Source organism: Pseudomonas sp. SR18 (assembly GCF_023701505.1).
Taxonomy (GTDB): Bacteria; Pseudomonadota; Gammaproteobacteria; order Pseudomonadales; family Pseudomonadaceae; genus Aquipseudomonas; species Aquipseudomonas cyclaminis.
In genome coordinates, this window is the sequence record NZ_JAMQAU010000021.1 from 41,334 (window position 1) to 66,591 (window position 25,258).

The 25,258-nt window shown below is 61.0% G+C and carries 23 protein-coding genes and 1 pseudogene; 13 read left to right on the top strand and 11 right to left on the bottom strand.

The window, feature by feature from the left end:
• Positions 1–72: 72 nt before the first annotated feature.
• The 5 genes from NDJ82_RS24440 to NDJ82_RS24460 all read left to right on the top strand — a co-directional run bounded on the left by NDJ82_RS24440 (position 73) and on the right by NDJ82_RS24460 (position 7,146).
• Positions 73–1,059 carry a diaminopimelate epimerase gene (locus NDJ82_RS24440; protein ID WP_250926465.1) on the top strand — a complete coding sequence of 329 codons (987 nt, stop codon included), beginning with the start codon at positions 73–75 and terminating at the stop codon, positions 1,057–1,059.
• Between the two features lie 302 nt (positions 1,060–1,361).
• Entirely contained in the window at positions 1,362–3,380 is a 2,019-nt protein-coding gene (locus tag NDJ82_RS24445; protein ID WP_250926466.1) for a type VI secretion system Vgr family protein, read from the top strand.
• Complete coding sequence (locus NDJ82_RS24450) at positions 3,380–4,216, top strand: DUF4123 domain-containing protein (RefSeq protein WP_250926467.1); 837 nt, start codon at positions 3,380–3,382, stop codon at positions 4,214–4,216. Before NDJ82_RS24445 ends, NDJ82_RS24450 begins: the two co-directional genes overlap by 1 nt.
• Positions 4,209–4,991, top strand: coding sequence for a hypothetical protein (locus NDJ82_RS24455; protein ID WP_250926468.1), 783 nt, complete (start codon positions 4,209–4,211; stop codon positions 4,989–4,991). The genes NDJ82_RS24450 and NDJ82_RS24455 overlap by 8 nt, the downstream gene beginning before the upstream one ends.
• A 4-nt stretch (positions 4,992–4,995) precedes the next feature.
• Complete coding sequence (locus NDJ82_RS24460; RefSeq protein WP_250926469.1) at positions 4,996–7,146, top strand: lipase family protein; 2,151 nt, start codon at positions 4,996–4,998, stop codon at positions 7,144–7,146.
• 9 nt (positions 7,147–7,155) lie between these two features.
• Here NDJ82_RS24460 and codA read toward each other — a convergent pair whose 3' ends face one another.
• The 4 genes from codA to NDJ82_RS24480 form a co-directional block, all read right to left on the bottom strand.
• Positions 7,156–8,391, bottom strand: a complete 1,236-nt coding sequence (gene codA / locus NDJ82_RS24465; RefSeq protein WP_112194465.1) for a cytosine deaminase — start codon at positions 8,389–8,391, stop codon at positions 7,156–7,158.
• A gap of 84 nt (positions 8,392–8,475) precedes the next feature.
• Entirely contained in the window at positions 8,476–9,768 is a 1,293-nt protein-coding gene (gene codB / locus NDJ82_RS24470) for a cytosine permease (protein ID WP_250926470.1), read from the bottom strand.
• A gap of 256 nt (positions 9,769–10,024) precedes the next feature.
• Positions 10,025–10,381, bottom strand: coding sequence for a 6-carboxytetrahydropterin synthase QueD (queD, locus tag NDJ82_RS24475; RefSeq protein WP_017736453.1), 357 nt, complete (start codon positions 10,379–10,381; stop codon positions 10,025–10,027).
• Positions 10,382–10,457: 76 nt separating this feature from the next.
• Complete coding sequence (locus NDJ82_RS24480; protein WP_099584869.1) at positions 10,458–11,537, bottom strand: patatin-like phospholipase domain-containing protein; 1,080 nt, start codon at positions 11,535–11,537, stop codon at positions 10,458–10,460.
• A gap of 158 nt (positions 11,538–11,695) precedes the next feature.
• Here NDJ82_RS24480 and NDJ82_RS24485 point away from each other — a divergent pair, with 158 nt between their 5' ends.
• From NDJ82_RS24485 to NDJ82_RS24500, 4 genes are read left to right on the top strand one after another with little or no spacing between them, the layout of a single operon-like run.
• Positions 11,696–11,998 carry a PepSY domain-containing protein gene (locus tag NDJ82_RS24485; RefSeq protein ID WP_250926471.1) on the top strand — a complete coding sequence of 101 codons (303 nt, stop codon included), beginning with the start codon at positions 11,696–11,698 and terminating at the stop codon, positions 11,996–11,998.
• Entirely contained in the window at positions 11,998–12,309 is a 312-nt protein-coding gene (locus tag NDJ82_RS24490; RefSeq protein ID WP_099584871.1) for a PepSY domain-containing protein, read from the top strand. Before NDJ82_RS24485 ends, NDJ82_RS24490 begins: the two co-directional genes overlap by 1 nt.
• On the top strand, positions 12,309–12,977 hold the full coding sequence (locus NDJ82_RS24495) for a response regulator transcription factor (RefSeq protein WP_099584872.1): 669 nt from the start codon (positions 12,309–12,311) through the stop codon (positions 12,975–12,977). Before NDJ82_RS24490 ends, NDJ82_RS24495 begins: the two co-directional genes overlap by 1 nt.
• Complete coding sequence (locus NDJ82_RS24500) at positions 12,974–14,293, top strand: sensor histidine kinase (protein WP_099584873.1); 1,320 nt, start codon at positions 12,974–12,976, stop codon at positions 14,291–14,293. The genes NDJ82_RS24495 and NDJ82_RS24500 overlap by 4 nt, the downstream gene beginning before the upstream one ends.
• Before the next feature lie 26 nt (positions 14,294–14,319).
• Here NDJ82_RS24500 and NDJ82_RS27770 read toward each other — a convergent pair whose 3' ends face one another.
• The gene (locus NDJ82_RS27770) at positions 14,320–15,075 is read right to left on the bottom strand and encodes a methyl-accepting chemotaxis protein (RefSeq protein ID WP_371926575.1); all 756 of its coding nucleotides are present in this window, start codon (positions 15,073–15,075) and stop codon (positions 14,320–14,322) included.
• Between the two features lie 102 nt (positions 15,076–15,177).
• Positions 15,178–16,494 (bottom strand): annotated as a pseudogene (locus NDJ82_RS27775) (methyl-accepting chemotaxis protein); the annotation flags it as partial.
• A gap of 318 nt (positions 16,495–16,812) precedes the next feature.
• Between NDJ82_RS27775 and NDJ82_RS24510 the strand changes: the two are divergent.
• Positions 16,813–18,132: a Na+/H+ antiporter NhaC family protein gene (locus NDJ82_RS24510; RefSeq protein WP_191948416.1), complete on the top strand. Its 1,320-nt coding sequence runs from the start codon at positions 16,813–16,815 to the stop codon at positions 18,130–18,132.
• Between the two features lie 61 nt (positions 18,133–18,193).
• Complete coding sequence (ctpM, locus tag NDJ82_RS24515) at positions 18,194–19,873, top strand: methyl-accepting chemotaxis protein CtpM (RefSeq protein WP_112194471.1); 1,680 nt, start codon at positions 18,194–18,196, stop codon at positions 19,871–19,873.
• On the opposite strand, the gene trhP is transcribed toward ctpM, so the two are convergent.
• Positions 19,870–21,183: a prephenate-dependent tRNA uridine(34) hydroxylase TrhP gene (trhP, locus tag NDJ82_RS24520; RefSeq protein ID WP_099584877.1), complete on the bottom strand. Its 1,314-nt coding sequence runs from the start codon at positions 21,181–21,183 to the stop codon at positions 19,870–19,872. The genes ctpM and trhP overlap by 4 nt on opposite strands.
• Positions 21,184–21,343: 160 nt before the next feature.
• On the opposite strand from trhP, the gene NDJ82_RS24525 reads away from it, so the two are divergent.
• Positions 21,344–22,411, top strand: coding sequence for an AI-2E family transporter (locus NDJ82_RS24525; protein WP_099584878.1), 1,068 nt, complete (start codon positions 21,344–21,346; stop codon positions 22,409–22,411).
• Positions 22,412–22,414: 3 nt separating this feature from the next.
• Here the strand turns inward: NDJ82_RS24525 and NDJ82_RS24530 are convergent, their stop codons facing one another.
• The 3 genes from NDJ82_RS24530 to NDJ82_RS24540 all read right to left on the bottom strand — a co-directional run bounded on the left by NDJ82_RS24530 (position 22,415) and on the right by NDJ82_RS24540 (position 23,482).
• Positions 22,415–22,597, bottom strand: coding sequence for a hypothetical protein (locus tag NDJ82_RS24530; RefSeq protein WP_099584879.1), 183 nt, complete (start codon positions 22,595–22,597; stop codon positions 22,415–22,417).
• Positions 22,598–22,688: 91 nt separating this feature from the next.
• A complete protein-coding gene (locus tag NDJ82_RS24535) occupies positions 22,689–22,883 on the bottom strand; it encodes a hypothetical protein (protein WP_032886687.1) in 195 nt (64 codons plus the stop codon).
• 245 nt (positions 22,884–23,128) lie between these two features.
• On the bottom strand, positions 23,129–23,482 hold the full coding sequence (locus NDJ82_RS24540; protein ID WP_099584880.1) for a hypothetical protein: 354 nt from the start codon (positions 23,480–23,482) through the stop codon (positions 23,129–23,131).
• Positions 23,483–23,638: 156 nt separating this feature from the next.
• On the opposite strand from NDJ82_RS24540, the gene NDJ82_RS24545 reads away from it, so the two are divergent.
• Positions 23,639–24,457 carry a shikimate 5-dehydrogenase gene (locus NDJ82_RS24545; RefSeq protein ID WP_250926472.1) on the top strand — a complete coding sequence of 273 codons (819 nt, stop codon included), beginning with the start codon at positions 23,639–23,641 and terminating at the stop codon, positions 24,455–24,457.
• Positions 24,458–24,576: 119 nt separating this feature from the next.
• Here the strand turns inward: NDJ82_RS24545 and NDJ82_RS24550 are convergent, their stop codons facing one another.
• Positions 24,577–25,224, bottom strand: coding sequence for a YceH family protein (locus NDJ82_RS24550; RefSeq protein ID WP_099584882.1), 648 nt, complete (start codon positions 25,222–25,224; stop codon positions 24,577–24,579).
• Between the last annotated feature and the right edge of the window lie 34 nt (positions 25,225–25,258).

The following is a 25,258-nucleotide window of genomic DNA, read 5'->3' on the forward strand; positions in this document are numbered from 1 at the left end:
TAATACGCTGCTGTTCCAGTGTGTAGGCAATCGAACGGACTAAACGATGAAGATTTTCAGGCAGGCGGCGCCATGACCCGGTTCTATGATGCACGGGGCAATATTTATGGCGTAGTCAGCCCTGCGTTTTTACGCGGCCGGGGTATCGAGCTGCCCGATAGCGCCGCGCAGGCCGCGTGTGCTCGCGAGCATTGGGCGTCCCTGGCGATAACGTCGGAGTGCGACTGGGGGGCGACGCCGCGTCCAGCCAATGCGAAAGCCCACCGATGTGATGGCTTGCTGGTTGGCCCCTTCCAGGCCGAGCCGCCGTTTGACCTGTTGATCGTCAACACCGACGGCTCGTTGGCCGAACGCAGTGGCAACGGGCTGACGATTTTTGCCCAGGCACTCACCGACCAGGGCCTGATGACCCAAGCCTGTGAATTGCGCGTGCATCATGACAAACCTGATGCGGGGTCGCCGGTAGCAACGCGGGTCGAGCCAGCCGTCCATGAGCACCGCCAGGGCTTCTGGCTGGCATTGGGTTTGCCCGGTTTCGGGCCGTCGGCGGTGGGCGCGCACGGCGTCGAGCAGGCGTTGCTCGGCGGTACTGAACTGAGCCACGTAACAGCGTTGGCGGCGATTGACTCGCAGTGGACCCACAGCCAGTTTGTGCGCGTGGGCAATCCCCATTGCGTGACGTTGGTCGAGCACGTGTCGGCCTTGCCGGACAACCTGCTGATGCAGCAGCCCGCGCTGTTCGAACAACTGCAGGCAATAGCCTTTGCGCCCCCGGCAGGCAGTGGTCAGCCCTGTTTGGCGGGGGTCAATTTGCAGTGGGCGGCCCGGCAGTCCGGCAATCGGATTATTGCCCGGGTGTTCGAACGGGGAGAGGGCCCCACGGTATCCTCCGGCACCAGCGCCAGTGCCGTGGCATGTGCGGCGTGGCGAGCGGGTTGGGTCGAAGGTGGTGAAGTGGCGGTGGTGATGCCGGGTGGCACTGCGCCAGTGCGTTTGCAGACGCAGGCTGAAACGCTACTGAGCGTCAGCCTTTTTGGGACTGCATCGCCTCAGGCATAAACCTGTTTGAACGGCTGAAGCCCGGAATGGTTGTCAGCCGTTTCGCTATCTATTAGTTATTTAACTGCAAGTTGTTGTAGGGGATTTCTTTTTTTAATTAAGTGGTCTAGGGCCTCGATTCTTTGTTTCCTAAAAGACACTTCTAGCTTTGCCGTACGAAACTTCTTTTTTACTTTAACAGGGCCGATTTTTTTCCTGGGATCGCTAAGCTTTGCGGCGTTCAGGCGCTTTTTATCGGCATTTATTCAGTGTTCAGCCGGATAAAAATTCAGATTGGCAATAACATTGGCGGGTAACAAAGGATGGTTGACGCGTTTGTTTCTTCACGTTTCAAGTTGATATTTCCCTGTATGAATACAGACTTCCAGGTACTTGAATTCAAAGGCCAGGAGTTTCTCGATCAACCGTATTTCATCCAGATAAAGGGCGTCAGCGAAGACCCCAACCTTGACCTGGAGGCATTGCTTCATCAACCCGCCTACCTGGATTTCGGTGAAGCCAGCGAAGGCCTGCACGGGCAGGTTTACGCGATCGGCCGGCAGGATCCGGGTCGACGACTCACCTGCTACCACCTGACGCTGGCACCGCGTCTTGCCTACCTTGCCCACCGGCGCGACCAGCGGATTTTCCAGCAGCGCAGCGTTCCCCAGATCATCGCCACAGTCCTTGAACATCACGGCATTTTGGCCGACAGCCATGTCTTTGAGCTGGGCCCGGTGGTGTACCCGCCGCGCACGTTCTGTGTGCAATACGCGGAAACCGATCTGCAGTTCGTCCAGCGGCTGTGCGAAGAGGAGGGCATTCATTACCACTTCCGTCACAGCGCAGACGCGCATGTGCTGGTGTTTGGCGATGACCAGACTGTGTTTCGCCGCTTGCCCGCGCAGCGTTATTCCCCAGCAGGCGGACCGAAGGCTGAAACGCGGGTTATCCAGCGTTTCGATGTGCGGCTTCGTACCCGCAGTGGGCAAACGGTGCGGCGTGATCATGATTTCGAGCATCCGTCCCTGCGCCTGCAGGCCGCTGCGGGTTCCACAGCAGAACAGTCCCTTGAAGACTACCGCTATCCCGCCGGGTTCAGTGGCCATGAACGGGGTTTGCGCCTGGCTCGCAGAGGCTTGGAACGCCATCAGCGCGACCGTTATCGTGCGTCGGGCAAAAGCGACCAACCGGCGCTGTGCAGTGGGCACTTTCTTGAGTTGCGTGACCATCCAGATCCGCTTTGCAACGATTTGTGGTTGATTACCTCGGTCCGTCATGAGGGCTATCAGCCGCAGGTGCTGGAGGAGGCAGTAAGTGAGGACGGCACCTTCCAGGGGTATCGCAACCGCTTCACGGCGACACCGTGGAGGGCGACGCATCGACCGCCCCTCAAACACCCCAAGCCGACCATCAACGGCACCCAGACCGCAACGGTGACCGGGCCTGCCGGTGAGGAGGTGCATTGCGATGCGTACGGCCGGGTGAAAGTGCGGTTTCACTGGGACCGGCTGGACAAGACCGACGACAAAAGCAGTGGTTGGGTGCGGGTGGCGTCGGCTTGGGCCGGTGACGGGTTTGGCACCACGATGCTCCCACGGGTGGGCATGGAAGTACTGGTGACGTTTCTGGAAGGAGACCCGGACCAGCCGTTGGTCCACGGTTGCCTGCCCAACGCGTTGCACATGCCGACCTACCCCTTGCCGCAACACAAGACCCGCAGTGTCTTGCGCAGCCGCAGTACCCTGGGCGGCGGCGGTTCCAACGAGTTGCACGTTGAAGACCGTCGTGGCGAGGAACTTATTTACGTCCGCGCTCAACGGGATCTTGAACAGCGGGTGGGGCATGACGCTCACCTGGAAGTCGCGGGTGAGCGGCGGGAAATCATTCGGGGGTTAAGCACGGTTCACCTGGAAAGCGAAGAGCGTCGTCACGTCACGGGTGATCGCAAGGTGGTACTTAAAGCCAGCGATCACTTGGATGTGCAGGGCGATAGCCAGACGTATGTCGGGCAAACCCTGGTGATTGAAGCGGGGCAACAGGTGCATCTCAAGGCCGGTGTCAGCCTGGTGATCGACGCAGGTGCGCACCTGAGCTTCAAAGCCGGAGGAGAGCATCTGGTTATCCAGGCGGGCGGCATTTTCGCCAGTCGGCCCATCACCTTGGGTGGCACACCGTCCGCCGTCCGTTCGGCGAAGTCTGCATCGGTTGTCGAGCGCCCGAAAGTCTCCGTTGTCCAGGGCGCCATCATGCACTTGGCCAGGGAACTGGGCGCGGACTTCTGTGCGGTGTGCGAGTGCTGCCGAGAAGGGCTGTGCAATGTCAGTGAGAGGGCGGCCTGATGGACACTCTTCCAAGCCAATGGATGAGCCAACAACTGCAGGCAGGGCGCAGGTTGTGCTTGATACTTGAAGGCGAGAACGCAGCCCGCCAGCCGATGTTGGCAGCGCGGGGGTTACCCGAGTATTGCAGCCTCTACGCACAAACCCCGCTGGCGGAAATCGCCACGGCGGGCCCCTTGATCCTGTTGCTGGATCAGGTCGGCGAGCCTGCGCTGCTGAATCTTCTTCAAAAGCCTGAGACGAATTGGGGCTGGTTGGGCAGTTTGCCAACCGTGGACCTGATGGGCGTGACGCAACATTGGCGCGACCGGCTGCTGGTCGGGCCGCAAGGTAACCAGGCGCTGTACCGCTTTCACGACAATCGTACGCTGGCGCGTGCGCTGAACCACCTGAGTAGTGAGCAGTGGCCAGCATTCCTTGGCCCGCTGATCAGTGTGTGCTACTGGCATGAAGGCCGCTGGCACTGTGGGAACAACCCGGTGCCCGGTGACTATCCGGTGCCTGATCCAGTGCCTTGGCTGAGCATACCCAACCCAAATACCCACGCCATTTTGCACGCCAATATCTTGCGTTATCTGCTGGCTGAGCATAGTGAAAGCCTGGCGGCGCTGGTCGAATTCCAAGACCCCAGAGTCTGGCTGACCCAGGTGCTGGAACAAGCTCGCGCTTGGCAATGGCGCAGGCCTGAACAACTTGAGTTTTTGGTGGTACGACGGTTGGAAGAGGCCACTCGCGACAGTGGGATTCGTTGGCAGCCAACCGCTGGAGAACCCCCCGAAGATCATTTCCAACGGGTGTTGCAGCAGTGGCGCCGGATGGAGAAAGCAGATGACTAGATGCATCTTGGGGGTGTCGCTTGCGCTGGGAATGGCGGGGCTGTGGGGGTGCGCGGCAAAGCCGGTCGATAGCTTTACGCTGCAGGTGGATTTGCCGCCGCAATTTGAACTTAAAACAGCTGCCAATTACGGGCCCGCGACGGGTGAGGCCTGCACGTTGCCAAGGCGCCGAGGCAAGCGGCCGGAGCGCAAGGTCTTTTTTACAGACTACAAAGCAGCGGCCAGTCGGGTGAGTTATCACTTGCCGCTGAATGAAACAGTGGACGGGTGCCCGCTGGTGTTGCGTGGCGTGGAGTTTGATTTTTATGCGAAATGGGGGACACGGGATGGGGATGTTGGGGGGGATATTGGGGGTATTTCCATTGTTGATCGCCTTGATACGTCCCGGATGCCTGAGTCCGGTGTTCAGGTACTGCCGGGTCAATGTCAGTGGTTGTTTCGAACGGTAGGCACTATTCATGGGATCAGAAAGATTCTGCAATGCCGTTCACTGGGCGCGGCGGGTCAACTGCAAAAAAAAGGCGCAGGTGGGGTTGCACAGCGTGATGAGCTACGTGGGAAGACGCTCAGGGTGGTGCTGACCTTAACGGAGGTGGAACATCCGGCTTTTGACGATAGATGGATAGCTGTTCCTGGCGGGTGGAGGCGTTGCAGAGGTAAAAGTTTCGACGATCTGCACGCGTATTGCGGCAGTAATACCAAGGACTTCACGCCCATAAAAATGCCGGATGGGCGCATATGTGATGTCTATCCAACGTGCAGTGTAAAGGAGTGAAATCATGATGCAGGACGCATGGAAGCGAGCTTTTTTCAGTGACAGGATGCCCGCGTGCTCGTTGCGAGGGACATGGGTGAGCTTTTGCTTAGTGGATGAAACAGGTAGCGGAAAGCCCTATGGCGGTCTTCCATTTACTATCTACGACAGTGCCGGGGCCCCATACGAAGGACGGTTAAATGGTGATGGATTCGCCAAGCTTCAGGGTCTTTATTGTGGCCCCGCGGTTCTAAGTTTAGATAATCAATACACCGGGCAAGAAGAACCTTACCGCGAACTGATGACACGTAGGACTTACCAATTGCCGATCTCCGAACTTCAATTCCGTGCTGAGCGAACGGCTTTTTCAAACCCTGACGGTAAACGTATCGAGAGTAATATTTCACGGCAGAACACGGATTGTTTTTATCAGGTTGAAGTAAGTGATCTAGTTCGCCATACCGCCCATCTCCCCCCGGCAGCACCTTCACCTCACCGCCCCCAACGCCACGCCCTGAAAATGATGGCAGACCTAAGCTTCGGTCCCCCCCAGCCGACCTTGTTCGGGGTCGTACTATTCCCCAATAACCACACCGTTCTTGAAGTCCGCCCGCTTCGAGCCCTGCGCCCGATGTTGTCAACCCAAGACAATTTCTGCGCCTTGAACCTATACCAGTTGGCGTTATTTGCATCACTGAGCTATTGCAGCTTCGGTCAGGTGCCGCCGGAGAACCCCCAGGAGGAAGTGCGTTTTCCGCTGGATCCCAGTGTCGGGAATCTGTTTGCCGAACAGCTCGCTGGGCATCAGGAAGCGTGGCGAGTTGATCCTGAGCAAACACAGCGTTTCTACCCACTCTATGAGGAAGTCCCGTACTCCCGGCGCTTCGAAATCCTGCCGTTCGACCCTGCGTTGTACCCCCAGAATCGCCCGGAACTGGGCGATCAACAGGAACACCCCGCGCGCTCGCATTTCTTCGATGACGAAAAAGACGGTACTGATACCCAAGCGTTCATCACTCACCACGATGAGGTCATCCTGATAGCGGTGCGTGGGACTGCCAGTGCCGCAGATGGATTGCGCGATGCCAACGCCCACCAGGTGCATTTCGCGGAGGGGGTTGGCAAAGCGCACGATGGTTTCTATCAGGCGTACCGAGCAGTACGTAAGTTCGTATTGCGCTACCTCGATCAGTTTCACACCGGCCAGCGCATTGTGATGTGTGGCCACAGCCTGGGCGGCGCGATTGCGTTGCTTCTGGCTGAAGGCTTACGACGAATTCCCGATGCAAACTACAACATCCTCCTCTATACCTACGGCGCGCCCCGTGCCGCCGACTCCGCGTTCACCGCTGGCGCTTCCACGCTGGTCCACCACCGCATCGTCAACCACAACGACCCCGTCCCCAGCGTCCCGGCACCCTGGATGAACACCACCGCGAAACTCTGGATTCCCGGTGCCGTTACGCTATTCAGCGCGCCCACGGCGGGTGGCCTGTTGTTCGCCGCAGGTCTGGTACGCATTGGCGGCAACCCTTACCAGCATCATGGCGAGCAGCAACACTTCATGCCGATCATGCTCCCCGATGGCACGCACTCGTCGGTACTCTGGAAGCCCGGCTGTGAGTCCATCGAAGAGGCAGGCCGCAATCGGGCGTTGCAAGTGCAGGGGGATATGCCCGACCGCGAAGGTTTGATCAGACAGTTGGTGCAATACAAGCAGCACTTCATGACCGCCAGCTACATACCTGCCGCCTGGGCGACGTTGCGGCGCTGGCAACAAGCGGTGGACAGCGACGGCCCTCTGGTGACCCAGCGCGAATTCGACCTGCTCGACCATGCCCTGGCGTCCATGCGCAAACAACTGCAAGACAAGCGGCGTGAATTGACTCGACATCGCCCAGCCAACGACCGGACCTATGCATATCACGAGCCCTTGAACGCCGAGATCGACCGCCTGAACAGCAGTCGCGAACGCCTGCAAACCCTGCGCTGGCGGCGTCTTGAGGCCCGCGATATCTACGGGAGCCATGCCCATTCCGTCACGTTGCAACCTTGCCTCAAGCGCTGGTTCCGCCATCGTGAAAATCAGACGCGGACTCAGATCGCCAGTATCCCTCCCGCCACGCAGAGCGAGTTGGGGAGGGCGCAACCGCTGGATATCGACTCAATCCAGTGACCCGCTCGCTTACACAAACTCTACCTGTGCCGGCTGACGCTTCATCAACACCTTGCCGTTACGAATCGAGTACAGCGGCAGGCCCTGGCTGCGAATCACTTCGTAGTCGCTGTCCGCTGAAAGGATCAACAGGTTGGCCGGGCGTCCAGGCTCCAGTCCGTAGCGATCACCCAGGGCCATGGCCTTGGCGCTGTTGTCGGTCACCAAATCGAGGGCGCTTTGCAGGTTGCGGTAGCCGAGCATGTGGCAGATGTGCAAACCGGCTTCCAGCACCCGCAGGATATTGCCGTTGCCCAGCGGGTACCAGGGGTCGACGATGGAGTCCTGGCCGAAGCACACGTTCATGCCGGCTTCGAGCAGTTCGTTGACCCGCGTGACGCCCCGGCGTTTCGGGAAGCTGTCGAAGCGGCCTTGCAGGTGGATACTTTCGGTCGGGCATGAGACGAAGCTGATACCGGAGTGCCCCAGCAGGCGAAAGAGCTTGGCGCAGTAGGCATTGTCGTAGGAACCCATGGCCGTGGTGTGGCTGGCGGTGACGCGGGCCCCCATGTCGCGGCTGCGGGCTTCTTCGGCCAGCACTTCGAGAAAGCGCGAATGGGGGTCGTCGGTTTCGTCGCAATGCACATCGACCAGGCAACCCGTGCGTTCGGCCAGGTCCATCAGGAACTTAACCGAACTCACGCCTTGGTCGCGGGTGTATTCAAAGTGGGGAATGCCGCCGATCACGTCGGCGCCCAGGCGGATGGCTTCTTCCATCAGCTCGCGGCCATTACGGTAGGACTCGATGCCCTCCTGGGGAAAGGCGACGATTTGCAGGTCGATCAGGTGCGTGCTTTCTTCGCGCACTTGCAGCATGGCCTTGAGCGCCGTGAGGTCCGGGTCGGTGACGTCGACATGGGTGCGTACATGCTGGATGCCGTGGGCGGCGAGGGCCTGGATGGTTTTCTTGGCGCGGGTCCTGGTGTCTTGCTCGGTGATGGTGGCCTTGCGTTCGCCCCAGCACTCGATGCCTTCGAACAGCGTGCCGCTCATGTTCCAGCGGGGTTCGCCGGCGGTAAGGGTGGCGTCAAGGTGGATATGGGGTTCGACGAAGGGGGGGATCACCAGGTTGGCAGCGGCATCCAGGTCACCGGCCGTCAGTACGGGCGGCGTCGCTTGTGGGGTGATGCTGGCGATCCGGCCGTTTTCCAGGTGCAGATCATGCAGGCCTTCACGGTCGCGCAGGCGGGCGTTGATGATGTGCATGGGCAAGTTCCTCTTGGCTAAAAACAATCAGGCAGACAGTCGCCAGATCATCAGGGCGATGCCGATGTCCAGACGGTCATCAGGTTACCATTCTCGTGAAACCCGGGTTCCAGGGTCAGCGTCAGCCAGCGGCACCCGCACGCGCAGTACGGCGGTCAGTGCGATGTAGGTGAGCGATGCCGCAGCGATCCCCACCAACGGCGCGACCCATGGCGAGTTGAATGCCAGCACGGTGCCCACTGCATACGCCACCAGCCCCGGCCAGTTGAACGCCGGCAGGCGTGCGTCGGCCAGGCGAGGGTAGTGGCCGCGATAGCGGTAGAAGAAGTCCGCCATGATGACGCCACCAATCGGCGGGATCACCGTGCCCAGCAGGATCAGGTACGGCACCAGCATGTCGTACATGCCGAGCAGCGCCAGCAGAGTGCCGATCACCGCGCCGGCCAGGGTGACCGTTTTGCGGCGTTTGGTGCGCAAGAGATTGCAGCCGGCCACGGCGAAGTTATAGATGGTGTTGTCCTGGGTGCTCCAGATATTGAGCAGCAGCATCGCCATCGCCGCCATGGCAAAGCCTTGCAGCAACAAGACTTCCACCACATCAGGTTGCTGATAGACGATGGCGCCATAGGCTCCTATCAGCACCATCACGCCATTGCCGATAAAGAAACCGATCAGGCTGGCCAGCACCGCCACCCTGGCCGAGCGGGAAAACCGCGTCCAGTTGGTGGCCTGGGTTGCGCCGCTGACGAAGGTGCCGAACACCAGGGTAATAGCCGTGGACAAGTCCAGTTCAGCGCTCGGCACTACCGCCAGCAACCCATCCAGCCCGCCGACTTTCATCGTGGCGACCCACATCGACAAAAACAGCAACAAGCCCATGGCCGGCACTGCGATGTAGGACAAAATCTCCAGCCCGCGATAGCCCACGTAGGCCGTGGCGCAGAACACCAGCCCGAACAGCACCATCAAGGCCAGCACGCTGCCCTGGCTCAGCTCGAAATATTTACCCAGCACCACGGCCGCCGTGGCTGTTCCCCAGGCGTACCAGCCGATTTGGGTGAAGCCGAGGATCAAGTCACTGAGCTTGCTACCCACTTCGCCAAAGCAGAAGCGCCCCATCAGCACCGAGTTCAAACCACTCTTGAAAGCGATGTAGCCCAGGGCTGCGGCGTAAATACCCAGCAGCAGGTTACCCAACGCCACTACCCCGAGCATGTCAGTGAAACTGAACGCCACCCCCAACTTGCCGCCGGCAAACATGGTCGCGGTAAAAAACGTAAAGCCCAGCAGCACCATGGCGGTCGATGCCAGGCCCTTGCGCGCATGCATGGGGACTTCGCTTAAGGGGTAATCGTTGCCCGGTTCTTGCTGCGTCATGTGCCTTGCTCCCTGAATGAGTGACGAGGCCTGTTGCACCGCGCGTGCCAAATCAGTCGCAGTGACCGGCGTTCGGTACGGTGCACAATCTTTATAGCCAAACAGGGAGCCAACGCAGGAGGGAGTGTCCGTGGTGCCCAATCGGGCACGAAAGCGGTGCGGGGGTGATACAAATTGGATCAGTGGATTCGCCACCACAGTTGGTGCGCAGCCACAAAAAAACCACCGCCAAGGGTGGTTTTTTCACAACGCCGGCTTACTCGCCGCGATAGATGCAGCCGCTGGTGCAGGTCTCATGGATGCGGATCGCGCTGAGTTCCGGCAAAAGCGGTTTCAGTTCAGTCCAGATCCACTTGGCCAGCACTTCGCTGGTTGGGTTTTCCAGGCCTGGGATGTCATTGAGGTAGTTGTGGTCGAGGCGTTCGTAGAGCGGCTTGAAAATCGCCTTGATCTCCGAGAAGTCGCGAATCCAGCCGGTATGGGGATCCAGGTCGCCGCTCAGGTGGATCGCCACCTTGAACGAATGCCCATGCAGGCGCCCGCATTTGTGGCCATCCGGCACGTGCGGCAGGCGGTGGGCGGACTCGAAGGTAAACTCTTTGAAGATTTCCACAGTATTTTCAGCTCGGTCAGGTATCTGGCAGGCGGCGAGTTTAACAGCTTGATCACGCGCCGCGCATACCGCTGGGTCAAAGCGCCTGCAAGCGCTCGCCCAAGCCACCGTTATCCGCCAGTTGCAGAAACTCATCCCCCAGCCGCTGGCTTTCGCTCATCGCTGTTTGCCAGTATTTATTGCGGCTTTTGTCGTCGCCCAAAAAGCGCTTGAAGTCGCTGCGGTCCGGCAGTTTGCCGTGGGGCAGGCGGGCCAGGTAGTCCCTGGACGGCGCCAGCAGCAACACGTCCTGCAAACCCTGTTGATTGCTGCGCCGCCATGGCAGGCCTTTGTCGAACCAGCCGGGGATCACCCGATCGGTGAAGTGCGGGTACAGCACGATGTCCTCGCCGTGGTAGGGCAAGTCGAGGTGGTAGTCCAGCAGGCCACCGTCGCGGTAGGTGCCGGCGCCCGCGCCGGGCAGGTCGCGCACGCCTTGCATCACCATGGGGATCGAACCCGAGGCAAGCAACGCCTGGCGCAGGTTGCCTGCATCCAGCTCAAGAAACCGCGACGGAAAATCCTTCAGCGGATGCACCGGTGGCAACTGGCGCGGGTCATGGATGATCAACCGTTCGAAGTGCCGCGACAACCGTGCGCGGCCACGCAGGTTATCGGCAATCACCGACGACAGGCCCAGGCCCAGGCGTCCGCGATGGTCATCGGCGAGCAGGCCGTGGCTTTTGACTACCATGATGTTCAGCCGATAGTCGGGGTTGTCCAGCACCCGCGCGTCGCGGCCGGCCAGCAGGTCGTCGAGCATGCGCTGGCAGCTCTGGGTGACCTCGGCCATGGTCACCCCTTTGGCAAAGCGTTGTTCGTTGTACAGGCGGCCGAGGTCCAGCAGGCCTTGCACCGGGTCGGGCAGGCAAGCGCTGGCAAAGCGCCAGGAGCCGATGGACGCACCGATCAGCGCCCGTTCCCGTGGTGCCCGAGGCAGCCAGTCGCCGAACAGCGCCAGGTCCAGGCCCTGGATGCCCAACGCCTTGGGGCCGCCGGCCGCACCGGGAAGGATGCCGACATCGACAGGCTCAAGGCCTTGTTCGCGGATGCGGGTGAGGGCGCGTTTGCCGGCCTTGAGGGTCAGGGCGGGAAACTTGATGTGGATGGCTGTCATACCGGTCTCTGTTGAAGCGAGGGGGCAGTATAGGAAATCTCGCAAGCTGTGGGAAAACCGCTGTCCGCGCAATTGCCATGGTGGCAATTCAGTTTCAGTTAAGTTGCAGCAGATACCGTGGCCGGCGTAGGAATAACATCGTGTAACGGAGACTTATCATGAATCGCCTCACTGCTCTGGTCGCCGCCGCTATCATCGCCTCCACGGCGACCCAGGCCGGAGCCGTGGACCCCGACAAGCCACTGACCGTGCCGGCCACTGTTACAATTGTCGCCTTTGACCAGTTGGAAGCCACTGCGCTGGCCCTGCACCCCGGTTCGACGCTGCTGGACACCGATCTGGACGAAGCGTACGGCAAGTATGTCTACGAGGTCGAACTGGAAGATCGCAACGGTATTGAATGGGACGTTGAATTGGACGCGCTCACCGGGCAGGTTCTCAAGAATCATCAGGATACGTAATGAAGGTAAATTTACGCACCGGCAGTCGCGTGGCGTTGGTGTTGGTGGTGTTCTGCTCGGGCTTGCAGGCCCGCGACCTCAACCAGGATGAAGCCCTCGCGCTGCGCCAGCAGGGCGTGATCCTGCCGCTGGAACAACTGTTGCAGCAGGCCATGGCACGGTATCCCGGCTCCCGTCTGCTGGAGGCGGAGCTTGAGAAAAAACACGGCCAATATGCCTACGAAGTGGAGCTGGTGACCACCGAAGGTGTGGTGCGTGAGATTAAACTCGACGCCACCAACGGTGTACTGATCAAAGACGAGGAAGACTGATGCGCCTGCTTCTGGTGGAAGACAACGTACCCCTGGCCGATGAACTGCTGGCCGGTCTGCAGCGCCAGGGCTATGCCGTCGACTGGCTGGCCGATGGGCGCGACGCCGCGTATCAGGGGCGCAGCGAACCCTATGATCTGATCATCCTCGACCTTGGCCTGCCCGGTCTGCCCGGCCTTGAGGTGTTGGCGCAATGGCGTGCGGCCGCATTGGCCACTCCGGTGCTGGTCCTTACCGCCCGCGACTCGTGGGCCGAGCGGATCGAAGGGCTCAAGGCCGGTGCCGACGACTACCTGAGCAAACCTTTTCACCCTGAAGAGCTGCACCTGCGCATCCAGGCGCTGTTGCGCCGTTCCCACGGCCAGGCCAACCAGCCCACCTTGCAAGCCGCCGGCCTGCACTTGGACGAAGGCCGTCAATGCGTACTGCGCGACGGTGACGAGATCCAACTGACCGCCGCCGAGTTCCGCCTGTTGCGCTACTTCATGCTGCACCCCGAACAGATCCTGTCCAAAAGCCACCTGGCCGAGCACTTGTATGACGGCGAGACCGAGCGCGACTCCAATGTGCTGGAAGTCCACGTCAACCACCTGCGCCGCAAACTGGGCCGCGCCGTGATCGAAACCCGGCGTGGCCAGGGTTACCGCTTTGGCGCCAGCCCTGCATGAAGTCGATTCAGCGCCGCCTCAGCCTGGGCCTGATCAGTGTGATGGTGATTGTCGGCCTGGTGCTGGCACAAACCAGCCTGTGGTTATTCGAAGCTGGCTTGCAGCGCTATCTGGAAGCAGGGTTGCGCAACGACGCTGAAAACCTGTTGGTGGCGCTGGTGCGCGGGCCCAACGGCGTGCAGTTGGATGAGCAGCGCCTGTCGCCGGCCTATCAGCGGCCGTTTTCCGGGCATTATTTCCGGATTGATTTCGCCGACACTCATTGGCGCTCCCGTTCGCTGTGGGACCAGGAGTTGCCCCAACTGCCCGAAGCCGGGATCAAGGGCAACCTGCAACTGGGCCCGGAAGGCCAGCAATTGCTGGTGTTGCGTTCGGACTACAAACGCTTTGGCCAGTCGATCTCAATCAGCGTGGCCCAGGACTACACGCCAGTGCGGGAAAGCTTCCGGTTGATGCGTCAGATCGGCCTGGTGCTTGGGTTGGCGGCGTTGCTGCTGGTGTTGGTCCTGCAGCGGGTCACTGTGCGCCGTGCCTTGCGCCCGCTGGAAACTGCGCGCAATCAAATCGCCCAGTTGCAACAGGGCCAGCGCTCGCAACTCGACACCCAGGTTCCGCTGGAACTGGAGCCGCTGGTAGCGCAGATCAACCACTTGCTGGCCCACACCGAAGACAGCCTCAAGCGCTCACGCAATGCCCTCGGCAACCTCGGGCATGCCCTTAAAACGCCACTGGCCGTGTTGCTGAGCGCGGCGTCGAGCGAGGCGCTCAAGGATCATCCCGAGCTGAGCAAACTGCTGCGCAACCAGTTGGAACAGGTGCAACAACGCCTTAATCGTGAGCTCAACCGCGCACGCCTGGCCGGCGAAACCCTGCCGGGTGCCTTGTTCGACTGTGAAAAAGAACTGCCCGGTTTGCTGGCCACCCTGAACATGGTCCATGGCGAGCACCTGGACCTCAGCTACCACGCCGCCCCCGGCCTGCAATTGCCCTGGGACCGGGAAGACCTGCTGGAACTGCTCGGCAACCTGCTGGATAACGCCTGCAAATGGGCGGATGCCGATGTGCGGCTGACGATCAGTGAAACCGCCCGCAGCTACCTGCTGGCGGTTGAAGACGACGGCCCCGGCATCCCCGAAACCCAGCGCGACCAGGTGTTCAGCCGTGGCACGCGCCTGGATGAGCAGATCGACGGCCATGGTTTGGGGCTGGGGATCGTGCGGGATATCGTCGAGGTGTGGGGCGGGGTACTGCAATTGCAGGAAAGCGAGCTGGGCGGTCTCAAGGTGCTGATCGAATTACCACACCGCCAGATCTGACCGCCCGTATCTACGGCTGATTCAGATCAGACCCGAAACTGATCCATCAATCCCTGCTGCTGATTTGCCAGGCTATTCAATGCCTGGCTCACCCGCGCCGACTCATTGGCCTGTTCCGACAGCGACTCGGTCACATCGCGAATGGTCGCCACGTTGCTGTTGATCTCCTCGGCCACTGCGCTTTGCTCTTCCGCGGCGCTGGCGATCTGCAGGTTCATGTCGCTGATGACCGTGACCGCATCGCCGATCTGGCGCAGGGCGGTGACGGCCTGGCCGACCTGTTCGACGCTGCCCTGGGCCTGGCGATAGCTGTTGCCCATGGAGCCGACCACATCCTCGGTGCCGCTTTGCAGTTGCTCGATCACCAGGCGGGTTTCTTCCACCGATTCCTGGGTGCGCCGCGCAAGGTTGCGCACCTCATCCGCCACCACCGCAAAGCCACGACCGGCCTCACCGGCGCGGGCGGCTTCGATGGCGGCGTTGAGCGCCAACAGGTTGGTCTGCTCGGCAATGCCGCGAATCACTTCCAGCACCGAACCGATTTTCTCGCTATTGGCGGCCAGGCCTTCGACCTGGCCCATGGCGGTGCTCATGTCCGCCGCCAGGTGACCGATGTTGGTGGTGGTCTGGTCGATCACGGTCAAACCGTCGCGGGTGGCCTGGTCGGCATCGCGTGCGGCTTGCGCGGCCTGGGCGGCGCTGCGGGCTACATCCTGGGCGGTAGCACTCATCTCGTGGGAGGCAGTGGCCACCTGGTCGACCTGGCGGTATTGCTGCTCCATGCCGGCGCTGGTCTGGGTCGCAATCGCGGCGGATTGGTCGGCAGTGCCACGGGCGTCCTGCACCGAGCGCTTCACCTCGGCAATGATCGGTTGCAGCTTGTCGAGGAAACGGTTGAACCAGCCCGCGAGCTGCCCGAGTTCATCTTTCTTGTCGTAGGCCAGGCGCCGGGTCAGGTCGCCTTCGCCGCTGGCGATGTCTTCGAGCATGTGCGCCACGCCGAGGATCGGCCGCGTCACGCTGCGGGCCATCAGCCACACCAGAATCAGACCGATCACCGCCGCCAGCAGGCCCAGCCCCAACTCCAGCAGCGTGCCACGTGCATTGTCGGCATCCAGTTGGGCCTTCAGCGTTTCGGCGGGGCCGACCAGGACTTTTTCCGGTACATCCAGCAACACGCCCCACAGCTTGCCGTCAGGAATCGGCGCGAACGGCGCCAGCACTTTGAGCTGATGGTCGGTGCGCAGGCTGCGGATCTGTGGGCCGCTGGCCAGTGCACTGAGCACTTGCGCGCCGCTGACGGTGTCGACCTGATCCAGGCGTTTGCTCAACTGGGTGGCGTCCGCGCTGTAGCCGGCCAGCAAGCCGGTAGCGCTGAGGATGCTCACCTGAGTCTGGCCGTCGTACAGTTTCTGGCTGGCCTGTTGGCTCACGGCCTGCAGGCTGTTGAGGTTGATGTCCACCGACAGCGATGCGATGACTTTGCCATTGACGGTCAGCGGGAACACGATGCTGGTCATCAGTACGTTCTGGCCGTTGATCATATAAAAGTAGGGTTCGATCACGCAGGGCTTGAGCGTCGTGCGCGGGCAAGTGAACCAGGCGTTGGCCGGTTCACCGCTGGGGCCGATGCTTGTGTCGGCCATATCGCTTTCCGGCAGGGCCATTGAGGTGAGCGTGCCCGGCGTCGGCTGCGACCAGTACAGGGCGAAGCGGCCTTTGTCGTTGCTGCCCAACTCTGCCTGATCGGCGAACAACTCGTCCTTGCCGTCCAGCGCATTGGCTTCGAACACCAGGGACAACCCCAGCAGGTCCGGGTTGGCCTGCAAGGCGGCCTTGACCTGGCGGGTCAGGTCTTCGCGGGTGTCGAAGGCGTCGAGGAAGCGCTTTTCGGCCTGCTCGCGCAGGAACAGCACTTGACGGGAAAAGCCATGGCCGTACTGGTAGGCATCCATGAACTGACGACGGATACCCAGCGCCTGGGCTTCGCCTTGAGCCTCGATGCGCGCCTGGGCGGAGGTATTGAGCATCTGCATGCTGGAGGCCTGGACCTGCTCCGAACTCTGCGCCATGCGATACAGCGACAAACCCACCAGCAGGGTCACGATCCCCAGCAGGCAGAGGCCCGCGAGCAGGGTGATTTTCCATTGAATGGAGAGCTGCCTGAGCGACATCGGGACATCCTTAACCTGAAAGCACATAGAGTCAGGTTGTCGGCTGCTTTGGGGGGTTCTTTATTCAAACGATCAATTTAAATTTGCTTTTTTGGTGAGCAAGCTTGCTTGGGCGGGGCCTTAGAGGGGGGGGTAAAAGCCGGCTCCAGCTGCGCTGTCGAACGGGAGCAAGCTCCCTCGCCACAGCAAGCTCCCTCGCCACGGTTTTTTGACATGCAGCCCCACGTCCTGCAAAGTGCGCGCCCTCTAATAAGACCTCCTTGAAGCCTGCACGCGGGTCGCCAGCCAATGGCCACCTGAGCGAGGGTATGCCTGTTTTTTATGTTTTTGCTTGAGGTAACCATGATTAACGCAGTCATCGCCGCGGTCGGCACCATGCTGGTGCTCAGCCTGTCCCGCGTGCATGTGGTCATCGCCATTATCGTCGGCGCCCTGGTGGGCGGTTTGACCGGTGGCCTGGGCATCGAAGCCACGCTCAAAGCCTTCAACGGCGGTTTGGGCGGCGGTGCGACCGTGGCGTTGTCCTACGCATTGCTCGGCGCTTTCGCAGTGGCGATTGCCAAGTCCGGCCTGGCCCATGCGTTGGCGGACAAGGCGCTGTTACTGGTGGACCGCCAGGACGCCAGCGGCGGCAGCCACGTCAAATGGCTGTTGATCGGCTTGCTGTGGATGGTGGCGATTGCGTCGCAGAACATCTTGCCGATCCACATTGCGTTCATTCCTCTGCTGGTGCCGCCGCTGTTGTACGTGCTGACCAAGCTGCAACTGGACCGACGCCTGATTGCCTGCGTGATGACCTTCGGCCTGATCACCCCCTACATGTTCCTGCCGGTGGGCTTCGGCAATATCTTCCTCAATCAGATCCTGCTGGCCAATGTGGCCAAGAGCGGTGTGGACATCAGCCAGGTCAACGTGACCCACGCCATGAGCCTGCCCGCCCTGGGCATGGTGGTTGGCCTGCTGGTGGCAGTGTTTATCAGCTACCGCAAGAAGCGCGTGTATGACCTGGAAAAAATCGAGCGCGTCGAGCAAGTCGCGGTGCAATACAACCCGCTGACCCTGCTGGTGGCTGGTGTGGCGATTGCCTCGGCGTTCATCATTCAGCTGTGGCTGGACTCGATGATCATCGGTGCCCTGGCCGGGTTCCTGATCTTTTCGGTGTCGGGCATCGTGCGCTGGCGCGACACCGACGACCTGTTTACCGAAGGCATGAAGATGATGGCCATGATCGGCTTCATCATGATCGCGGCCTCAGGTTTTGCCGAAGTGCTCAAGGCCACCGGCGACGTGCGCGCGCTGGTCGAAACCTCGGCGGCGTTTATCGGCCATAGCCGTGGCGTCGGTGCATTGTTGATGTTGCTGGTGGGCCTGCTGGTGACCATGGGCATCGGCTCGTCGTTTTCTACGGTGCCGATTCTTGCCGCGATTTTTGTGCCGCTGTGTGTGCAACTGGGCTTCAGCCCGATGGCCATCGTGTGCATCGTCGGTACGGCGGGTGCGCTGGGCGATGCCGGCTCACCGGCGTCGGACTCCACCCTCGGCCCGACCTCCGGCCTGAACATCGACGGCCAGCATCACCATATCTGGGACACCGTGGTGCCGACTTTCCTGCACTACAACCTGCCATTGCTCGCATTTGGCTGGCTGGCGGCGATGACACTCTGATCTACAGATTCACCGCCGCTGGCCGATAACCTCTCAAGTCGCCTAATAAGAGAGAAAAGCCATGCGTCTGAGCCTGAAGGCCAAAGTCCTGTCCCTCGCCGTTGTGCCGGTGTTGCTGTTCGCCGTGGTGATCAGCCTGACCACTGTGTGGATCCTCCAGGGGCAGGCGCGCAACGAGGTGGATGAAACCCGCCAGCGTCTGCTCAACAACGCCAAGGCCACCCTGCAAAGTTATGTGGAAGTGGCCATGAGCACCATCAAACCGCTCTACGACGCAGCCGCCCCCGGTGATACGGCGGCGCGGGCCGAGGTGGTCAGACTGCTGTCCAACACCAGTTACGGCAAGGACGGCTACTTCTTCGGCTACGACTCAGAGACCATCCGCCTGTTCAAGGGCAACAGCCCTGATGGCGTGGGCAAGAGCTTCAAGGACAACCGCGACCCCAACGGCGTCTACGTCAACCGCGACCTGGTCAAGGTCGGCAAGGACGGCAGCCACTACCTGCAATACAGCTCCACCCAGCCCGGCCAGACCGAACTGGTGCCCAAGCTCGGCTACACCGAATACCTGCCCAAGTGGGACATGGTCATCGGTACATCCGTGAACCTCGACGGCATCGAAGCCCAGGTGGCGGTGGTCGAGGCCAAGGTCGAAAAACGCATGGAAGGCGTGTTGCTGAGTATCCTCGGCGTGGCGGTGGTGGTGCTGCTGGTGATCGCCGCCGTGGGCATGCTGCTGGCCAATACCATCCTGCGTCCCCTGCACTTGATGAAAGCCAACCTCGATGACATCGCTGCCGGTGAAGGCGACTTGACCCGCCGCCTGGCCATCACCAGCCAGGATGAGTTGGGCGACCTGGCCGGTGCGTTCAACCGGTTTGTCGACAAGATCCACGGGCTGGTGCGCCAGATCACGGAAATGACCGCGCAACTGACCGGGCTGGTAAGCCAGGTGTCCGACCAGGCCCAGCGCTCGGAGCAGGCCATGGAACGCCAGCGTCACGAGACCGATCAGGTGGCCACCGCGATCAACCAGATGTCCTCGGCTGCGCAGGAAGTGGCGCGCAGTGCGCAAGGCGCCTCCGTGGCGGCGCAACAGACCGACGCTGAAGGCCAGGCCGCCAAGCGCGTGGTGGACGGCAGCATCGCGCAGATCCATGCACTGGTGAGCGACATCCGCAGCAGCGGCGTGTCCCTCGACAGCTTGCAGCAGGATGTGGCGTCGATTGTCAGCGTATTGAGCGTGATCCGTTCGATTGCCGAGCAGACCAACCTGCTGGCCCTGAACGCGGCGATTGAAGCCGCACGGGCCGGGGAGGCCGGTCGTGGTTTCGCGGTGGTCGCCGACGAAGTGCGCGCCTTGGCCAGCCGCACCCAGACCAGCACCCAGGAAATCCAGGGCATGATCGACCGCCTGCAAAAAGGCACGGTCGCCGCCGTAGACGCGATGCGCCGCTCCAGCGATGCCGGTGACGGCACCTCGGCCCAGGCCAACCAGGCCGGCGCGTCCCTGGACACCATGGCCCAGTTGATCGGCACCATTAACTCAATGAACGCTCAGATTGCCAGCGCCGCCGAAGAGCAGACCGCCGTGGCCGAAGAGATCAACCGCAGCGTGCACCAGATTGCGGTGGCGGTGGACAGCGTCGCCGATGAAACCCAGTTGGGCGCTCAGACTTCTCGCAGCCTGGCGGATTTGGGCCAGCGCCTGGGGCAGTTGGTCGGGCAGTTCCGGATCTAAACGTCGCGCATCAACAGGCCGAAGCGCAGATCCATCTCGGTCGGGATCGGTACATACACGGTGTGCCCATCCCCCGGCGCCACATTGATGGCCTCGCCCTTGGCGTTGTGCAACGTGGTCAGGTCAAAGTGGAAGTTGCCGGCGGGGGTCATCAGCTCCAGGTGGTTGCCCACGGCAAAGCGGTTCTTTACTTTGACCTCGGCCAACTCGCCCCGGCGCTCGCCAGTCAACTCGCCCACAAACTGCTGGCGCTCGGACACGGAGCTGCCGTTCTGGTAGTTCTGGTATTCGTCGTGCACGTGCCGACGGAGAAACCCCTCGGTGTAGCCGCGTTGGGCGAGGGACTCCAGATGGGTCATCAAGTCGCGATCAAATGCCCGGCCGGCCACTGCATCATCGATGGCCTGGCGATACACCTGGGTGGTGCGTGCACAATAGAAGTGGGACTTGGTGCGCCCTTCGATCTTCAGCGAATGCACGCCCATGTGGGTCAGGCGGTCCACGTGCTGCACGGCGCGCAGGTCCTTGGCGTTCATGATGTAGGTGCCGTGCTCGTCCTCGAAGGCGGGCATCTGCTCATCGGGACGGTTGGCTTCCTGCAACAGGAACACCTGATCTGTCGGCGCGCCGATCCCGAGGGTTGGCTGATATTCCTGGACGATATCCCCCGTGGCGTTCTCCACCGCCGGTGTAGCCTGGTATTTCCAGCGGCACGCGTTGGTACAGCTGCCTTGGTTGGCGTCGCGTTTGTTCATGTAGCCCGACAGCAGGCAGCGGCCGGAATAGGCCATGCACAAAGCGCCGTGCACAAACACCTCCAGCTCCATGGCCGGCACCTGCCGGCGGATTTCTTCGATCTCTTCCAGTGACAGCTCCCGCGACAGGATCACCCGGCAAATCCCTTGCTGCTGCCAGAACTCCACGCTGGCCCAGTTCACCGTGTTGGCCTGCACCGACAAGTGAATCGGCATCATCGGGAAATGCCGGCGCACCAGCATGATCAGGCCGGGATCGGACATGATCAGCGCGTCGGGGCCCATGGCAATGACCGGGGCCAGGTCTTTGAGGAAGGTCTTGAGCTTGGCGTTGTGCGGCGCGATGTTGACCACCACGTAGAAGCGCTTGCCCTGAGCATGAGCCTCGTCAATGCCGAGGGCCAGGTGGGCGTGGTCGAATTCATTGTTGCGCACGCGAAGGCTGTAGCGAGGCTGGCCGGCGTAGACCGCATCGGCGCCGTAGGCAAAGGCATAGCGCATGTTTTTCAGGGTGCCGGCGGGGGCGAGCAGTTCGGGGGCGATGACAGGAGGCATGGGCTTGGGTCGCAAAAAAGCGCGAGGGTAGATGAAGCGGTGCAGAGCTTTATTGATCTGGGTCTACGCTTAGCGCAACAAAGATGGCACTCCCAGGAGTTGCGGCGGACTAAGCACCGGGACGTAAACGCGCGCCCTGCTTTTTTGACATGGACCGAACATGAATCAAACCAACCTGCAATTCAAAACCCTGTTGTTGCTGCTGGTCCTGGTGACCGTCGCCTTTATCTGGATATTGCTGCCATTCTACGGAGCGGTGTTCTGGGCGGTCATCCTCGGCATCATCTTTGCGCCCATGCAGCGCCGCCTGCAGCAGCGGTTTGGCTGGAACCGCAACCTGACGTCACTGGCCACCTTGCTGGTGTGCCTGGTGATCGCGATCCTGCCGGTGATCATCACCAGCGCCTTGCTGGTGCAAGAGGGCGCAACGCTCTACAAAAACGTTGAAAGCGGCAAGCTTGACGTGGCCGGTTATATCGAGCAGTTCAAGAACTTCCTGCCGCCGTATTTCCAGCATTTGCTGGACCGCTTTGGCATGGGCAACCTTGAAGGCCTGCGCGAGAAAATCGTCAAGAGCGCGATGCAGGGCAGCCAGTTCTTCGCCACCCAGGCGTTCAGCTTCGGCCAGGGCACGTTTGATTTCCTGGTGAGCTTTTTCATCATGCTCTATTTGCTGTTTTTCCTGCTGCGCGACGGCCCGGAACTGGTGCGTAAAGTGCGCACGGCGGTGCCGCTGGCCGAGCCGCAGAAGCGCCGGTTGCAGCTCAAGTTCAATCGGGTGGTGCGCGCCACGGTCAAGGGCAACGTGCTGGTCGCCGTGACTCAAGGGGCATTGGGTGGTTTGATTTTCTGGTTCCTGGACATTCCCAGCGCGTTGCTCTGGGCGGTGTTGATGGCGTTCCTGTCGTTGCTGCCGGCGGTGGGCGCGGGGATTGTGTGGGGGCCGGTGGCCGCTTACTTCCTGCTCAGCGGTTCGATCTGGCAGGGCGTGGTGCTGGCCTTGTTTGGCGTGTTTGTGATCGGGCTGGTGGACAACGTACTGCGCCCTATCCTGGTGGGCAAGGACACCAAGATGCCGGACTACCTGATCCTGATCTCGACCCTGGGCGGCCTGTCGGTGTTTGGCCTCAACGGCTTTGTGATCGGGCCGCTGGTGGCGGCGCTGTTCATGTCCAGTTGGGCGCTGTTTGTGGAGAGCAAGCCGCGGGTCAAGATGCCGTTGCCATAAGCCTCAGGCGTGGAGCCGGAAGTTCGAGGCGTGTTGCCGTTGTTTTTCGGCGGCGGACAGGGATGTGAGCGGGCCGCTGATGGTTTCGCCATCGCGTACCAGGTACCAGCAGGCGAGCAAGCCCAGCTCCCGAAGGGGGGCGGGGACGGCGCTGCCGATGACGGACATGATTTGAACAGTGGGCATAAGGACCTCCAATCGCTATGGGGGTCACCTTACGGGGCCTGGCGATTTAGGAAAAATCACCTGGGTCAATAGTCGACATCAACAAAAGGCGTCAGTCGACTACCTGATCGAGCATGCTCACCACTTCCTGCTCATTGAGCAGGCCTTTGCGCACCAGGTTTTCCGCCAACAACGCCAGGAACTTTGCAGTGCGGTGGCCTTCCAGGTGCTTGAGCTCCGTGAGGGCGCTGTAGACCTTGCTGGACGTACAGAGGCCAGCGGTGCGGTGCGGGTTTTGTGTGGGCATGGTCTGTCGTCCTTGTTGTTATTGGGTTGTTATTGGGTGGACTGGATCAATAGTGGGAGTGTGGGGTGACACAAACATGACAGCGTAAGCCCCGGTCGGGCAAGTAGACTTTCGACCTTAATAGTGTGGGATGGCCGCTTGGCCATTGTCCTCAGAACGACCTTGGCACGATAAATCCGGACGTCGTACACAAAAAAAGGCCCCGCTTGTAGGGCGAGGCCTGTTTCCGACATCACGATAAGGGCTTACCAACCGCGACGGTAGTAGCCGTGGGGAGGGCCGTAATAACCACGGGGTGGGCCGTAATAGACCGGTGCCGGGCGGTAATACACCTCTTGCTGCACATACACTGGCGGGGGCGGTGCGTAGTAGACCGGCGGTGGCGCGGCATATACCGGCTGCGGTTGCACGTAGACCGGCTGCTGCACATAGACCTCACGGGGTTGGCTGGCAACCACGGAGCCCACTACGGCGGCGCCGACCAGTGCACCCAAGACGGCCGGGCCACCCCATCCACCACCGTGGGCGGAGGCTTGGCCGGCCATAGCGAGTGCACCTACCAGCAAGGCGATCTTGGGGATTTTACGAATCATGGTCATTCCTCGGTTGGTCCCTGCGCTTGTGGTCTGCAATCAATAGACTCAAGTAACGTCGCGGGGATACTTTTAAGACAACATATTTCTGAAAAACAGCACGGCCGCTAGGTAAAGGTTGTGTAAGGTCTGTACCGATTTGCTTACTCAAAGGAGTTATCCATGCAGATGCACCCCAACAAGGACACCCAGCTGTGCATGTCACTGTCGGCCCGCCCCGGGAATTTTGGCCTGCGGTTTCATAACCACCTGTACGAACAGTTGGGTCTGAATTTCTACTATAAGGCGTTCAGCAGCCAGGATTTGCCCGGCGCGATCGGCGGTATCCGGGCGTTGGGCATTCGCGGTTGCGGGGTCTCGATGCCGTTCAAAGAGGCCGCCATTGAATTAGTGGACGAACTCGACGATTCGGTTCAAGCCATCGCCTCCCTCAACACCATCGTCAATACCGATGGGCACCTGAAGGCCTACAACACCGATTACATCGCCGTCGAGCAACTGCTGAAAAAGCACGCTGTGCCGAAAGATTCCACCTTCGCCTTGCGCGGCAGCGGCGGCATGGCCAAGGCCGTAGGCAGCGCCTTGCGCGACGGGGGGTATGCCAAGGGCGTGATCGTGGCGCGCAATGAAGCCGCGGGCAGGGCGCTGGCGCAGAGCCTGGGGTATGAGTGGCGTGCAGAACTGGGCGACATGCGGCCGCAGATGCTGGTCAACGTGACACCGATCGGCATGACCGGCGGCGCCGAGGCCGATGCGCTGGCGTTTGAAGCGGATGCGGTTGATAACGCCGAGACTGTGTTCGATGTGGTGGCGATCCCCGCCGAAACGCCGTTGATCGTGCGTGGGCGGGCTCAAGGCAAGCGGGTGATTACCGGGCTGGAAGTGATTGCAATCCAGGCGCTGGAGCAGTTTGTGCTTTATACCGGGGTGCGGCCAACCCAGGATCAATTCGAAAAAGCCGTGGCCTTCGCTCGAAGCTGAAGATTGCTGGTAATCAAATGTGGGAGGGGGCTTGCCCCCGATAGGGGTCTGTCAGTCAAAGCTGTTCCAACTGAACCACCGCCATCGGGGGCAAGCCCCCTCCCACATTGTTTACTGCGTTACGCCTGTTCCAGATGTGCGAGGCGCTCTTCAAGCGCGGCAATTCGCGCTTCCAACTCTTCTATGCGCTCCGCAGACACGCCAGCCCCACGCTCCACCGGATTCCCCCGCGCCGCGATGATCACCTCGATGTCCGCCGGATCCCCCAGCGCATGGGTATAGCGATCTTCACGCTGCCCCGCCTGACGCGGCACCAGCAGCGCCAATCCGCGAGCAATCAGGCGTTCCAGCTGGTGCACCACTTGCTCGGCATCTTCGAAGTCATGCATGCGCCCGCTACGGGTCAGCAGCTCATTGACGGTCTGCGGTCCACGTAGAAACAGCAGGCCGATCAGGATCACCTGGGCCGGCACGAGCTCCAGCGCCTTGTCTACGCGATGTTCCCAGCGGTCGGCGCGGCTGCCCATCACCAGTCGGGCAAAGCCTTGGCCTTCAAGAGCGCGAAGGCTTTGCCCGACCTGGCCCTGGCTGAGGTTTGTCACCGGCTCACGGCTGGTTTTCTGGTTGCAGGCCAGCACCAGAGCGTTGAGGGTCAGGGGGTAGGTTTCCGGGTTGGTCGCCTGTTTTTCGATCAGGCAGCCCAGAATGCGGATTTCCGTGCTGTTCAGGCGCGGCTCAGGGGTGTCGGTGTCGTGCTCGGCGGTCATCGCGCTTTCCCTATGCAGTGAAGGCCACTAGCCT

Bases quoted from the DNA above. Each gene is read 5' to 3' on its own strand.
- trhP (WP_099584877.1), bottom strand. From the start codon at position 21,183: ATGCCTCCTGTCATCGCCCCCGAACTGCTCGCCCCCGCCGGCACCCTG.
- NDJ82_RS24540 (WP_099584880.1), bottom strand. From the start codon at position 23,482: ATGACCATGATTCGTAAAATCCCCAAGATCGCCTTGCTGGTAGGTGCA.
- NDJ82_RS24550 (WP_099584882.1), bottom strand. From the start codon at position 25,224: ATGACCGCCGAGCACGACACCGACACCCCTGAGCCGCGCCTGAACAGC.
- NDJ82_RS24480 (WP_099584869.1), bottom strand. From the start codon at position 11,537: ATGACAGCCATCCACATCAAGTTTCCCGCCCTGACCCTCAAGGCCGGC.
- NDJ82_RS24535 (WP_032886687.1), bottom strand. From the start codon at position 22,883: ATGCCCACACAAAACCCGCACCGCACCGCTGGCCTCTGTACGTCCAGC.
- NDJ82_RS24455 (WP_250926468.1), top strand. From the start codon at position 4,209: ATGACTAGATGCATCTTGGGGGTGTCGCTTGCGCTGGGAATGGCGGGG.
- NDJ82_RS24445 (WP_250926466.1), top strand. From the start codon at position 1,362: ATGGTTGACGCGTTTGTTTCTTCACGTTTCAAGTTGATATTTCCCTGT.
- NDJ82_RS24460 (WP_250926469.1), top strand. From the start codon at position 4,996: ATGATGCAGGACGCATGGAAGCGAGCTTTTTTCAGTGACAGGATGCCC.
- ctpM (WP_112194471.1), top strand. From the start codon at position 18,194: ATGCGTCTGAGCCTGAAGGCCAAAGTCCTGTCCCTCGCCGTTGTGCCG.
- NDJ82_RS24545 (WP_250926472.1), top strand. From the start codon at position 23,639: ATGCAGATGCACCCCAACAAGGACACCCAGCTGTGCATGTCACTGTCG.
- NDJ82_RS24530 (WP_099584879.1), bottom strand. From the start codon at position 22,597: ATGCCCACTGTTCAAATCATGTCCGTCATCGGCAGCGCCGTCCCCGCC.
- NDJ82_RS24450 (WP_250926467.1), top strand. From the start codon at position 3,380: ATGGACACTCTTCCAAGCCAATGGATGAGCCAACAACTGCAGGCAGGG.
- NDJ82_RS24525 (WP_099584878.1), top strand. From the start codon at position 21,344: ATGAATCAAACCAACCTGCAATTCAAAACCCTGTTGTTGCTGCTGGTC.
- NDJ82_RS24500 (WP_099584873.1), top strand. From the start codon at position 12,974: ATGAAGTCGATTCAGCGCCGCCTCAGCCTGGGCCTGATCAGTGTGATG.
- NDJ82_RS24490 (WP_099584871.1), top strand. From the start codon at position 11,998: ATGAAGGTAAATTTACGCACCGGCAGTCGCGTGGCGTTGGTGTTGGTG.
- NDJ82_RS24440 (WP_250926465.1), top strand. From the start codon at position 73: ATGACCCGGTTCTATGATGCACGGGGCAATATTTATGGCGTAGTCAGC.
- codB (WP_250926470.1), bottom strand. From the start codon at position 9,768: ATGACGCAGCAAGAACCGGGCAACGATTACCCCTTAAGCGAAGTCCCC.
- NDJ82_RS24485 (WP_250926471.1), top strand. From the start codon at position 11,696: ATGAATCGCCTCACTGCTCTGGTCGCCGCCGCTATCATCGCCTCCACG.
- NDJ82_RS24495 (WP_099584872.1), top strand. From the start codon at position 12,309: ATGCGCCTGCTTCTGGTGGAAGACAACGTACCCCTGGCCGATGAACTG.
- NDJ82_RS27770 (WP_371926575.1), bottom strand. From the start codon at position 15,075: ATGGAGCAGCAATACCGCCAGGTCGACCAGGTGGCCACTGCCTCCCAC.
- codA (WP_112194465.1), bottom strand. From the start codon at position 8,391: ATGCACATCATCAACGCCCGCCTGCGCGACCGTGAAGGCCTGCATGAT.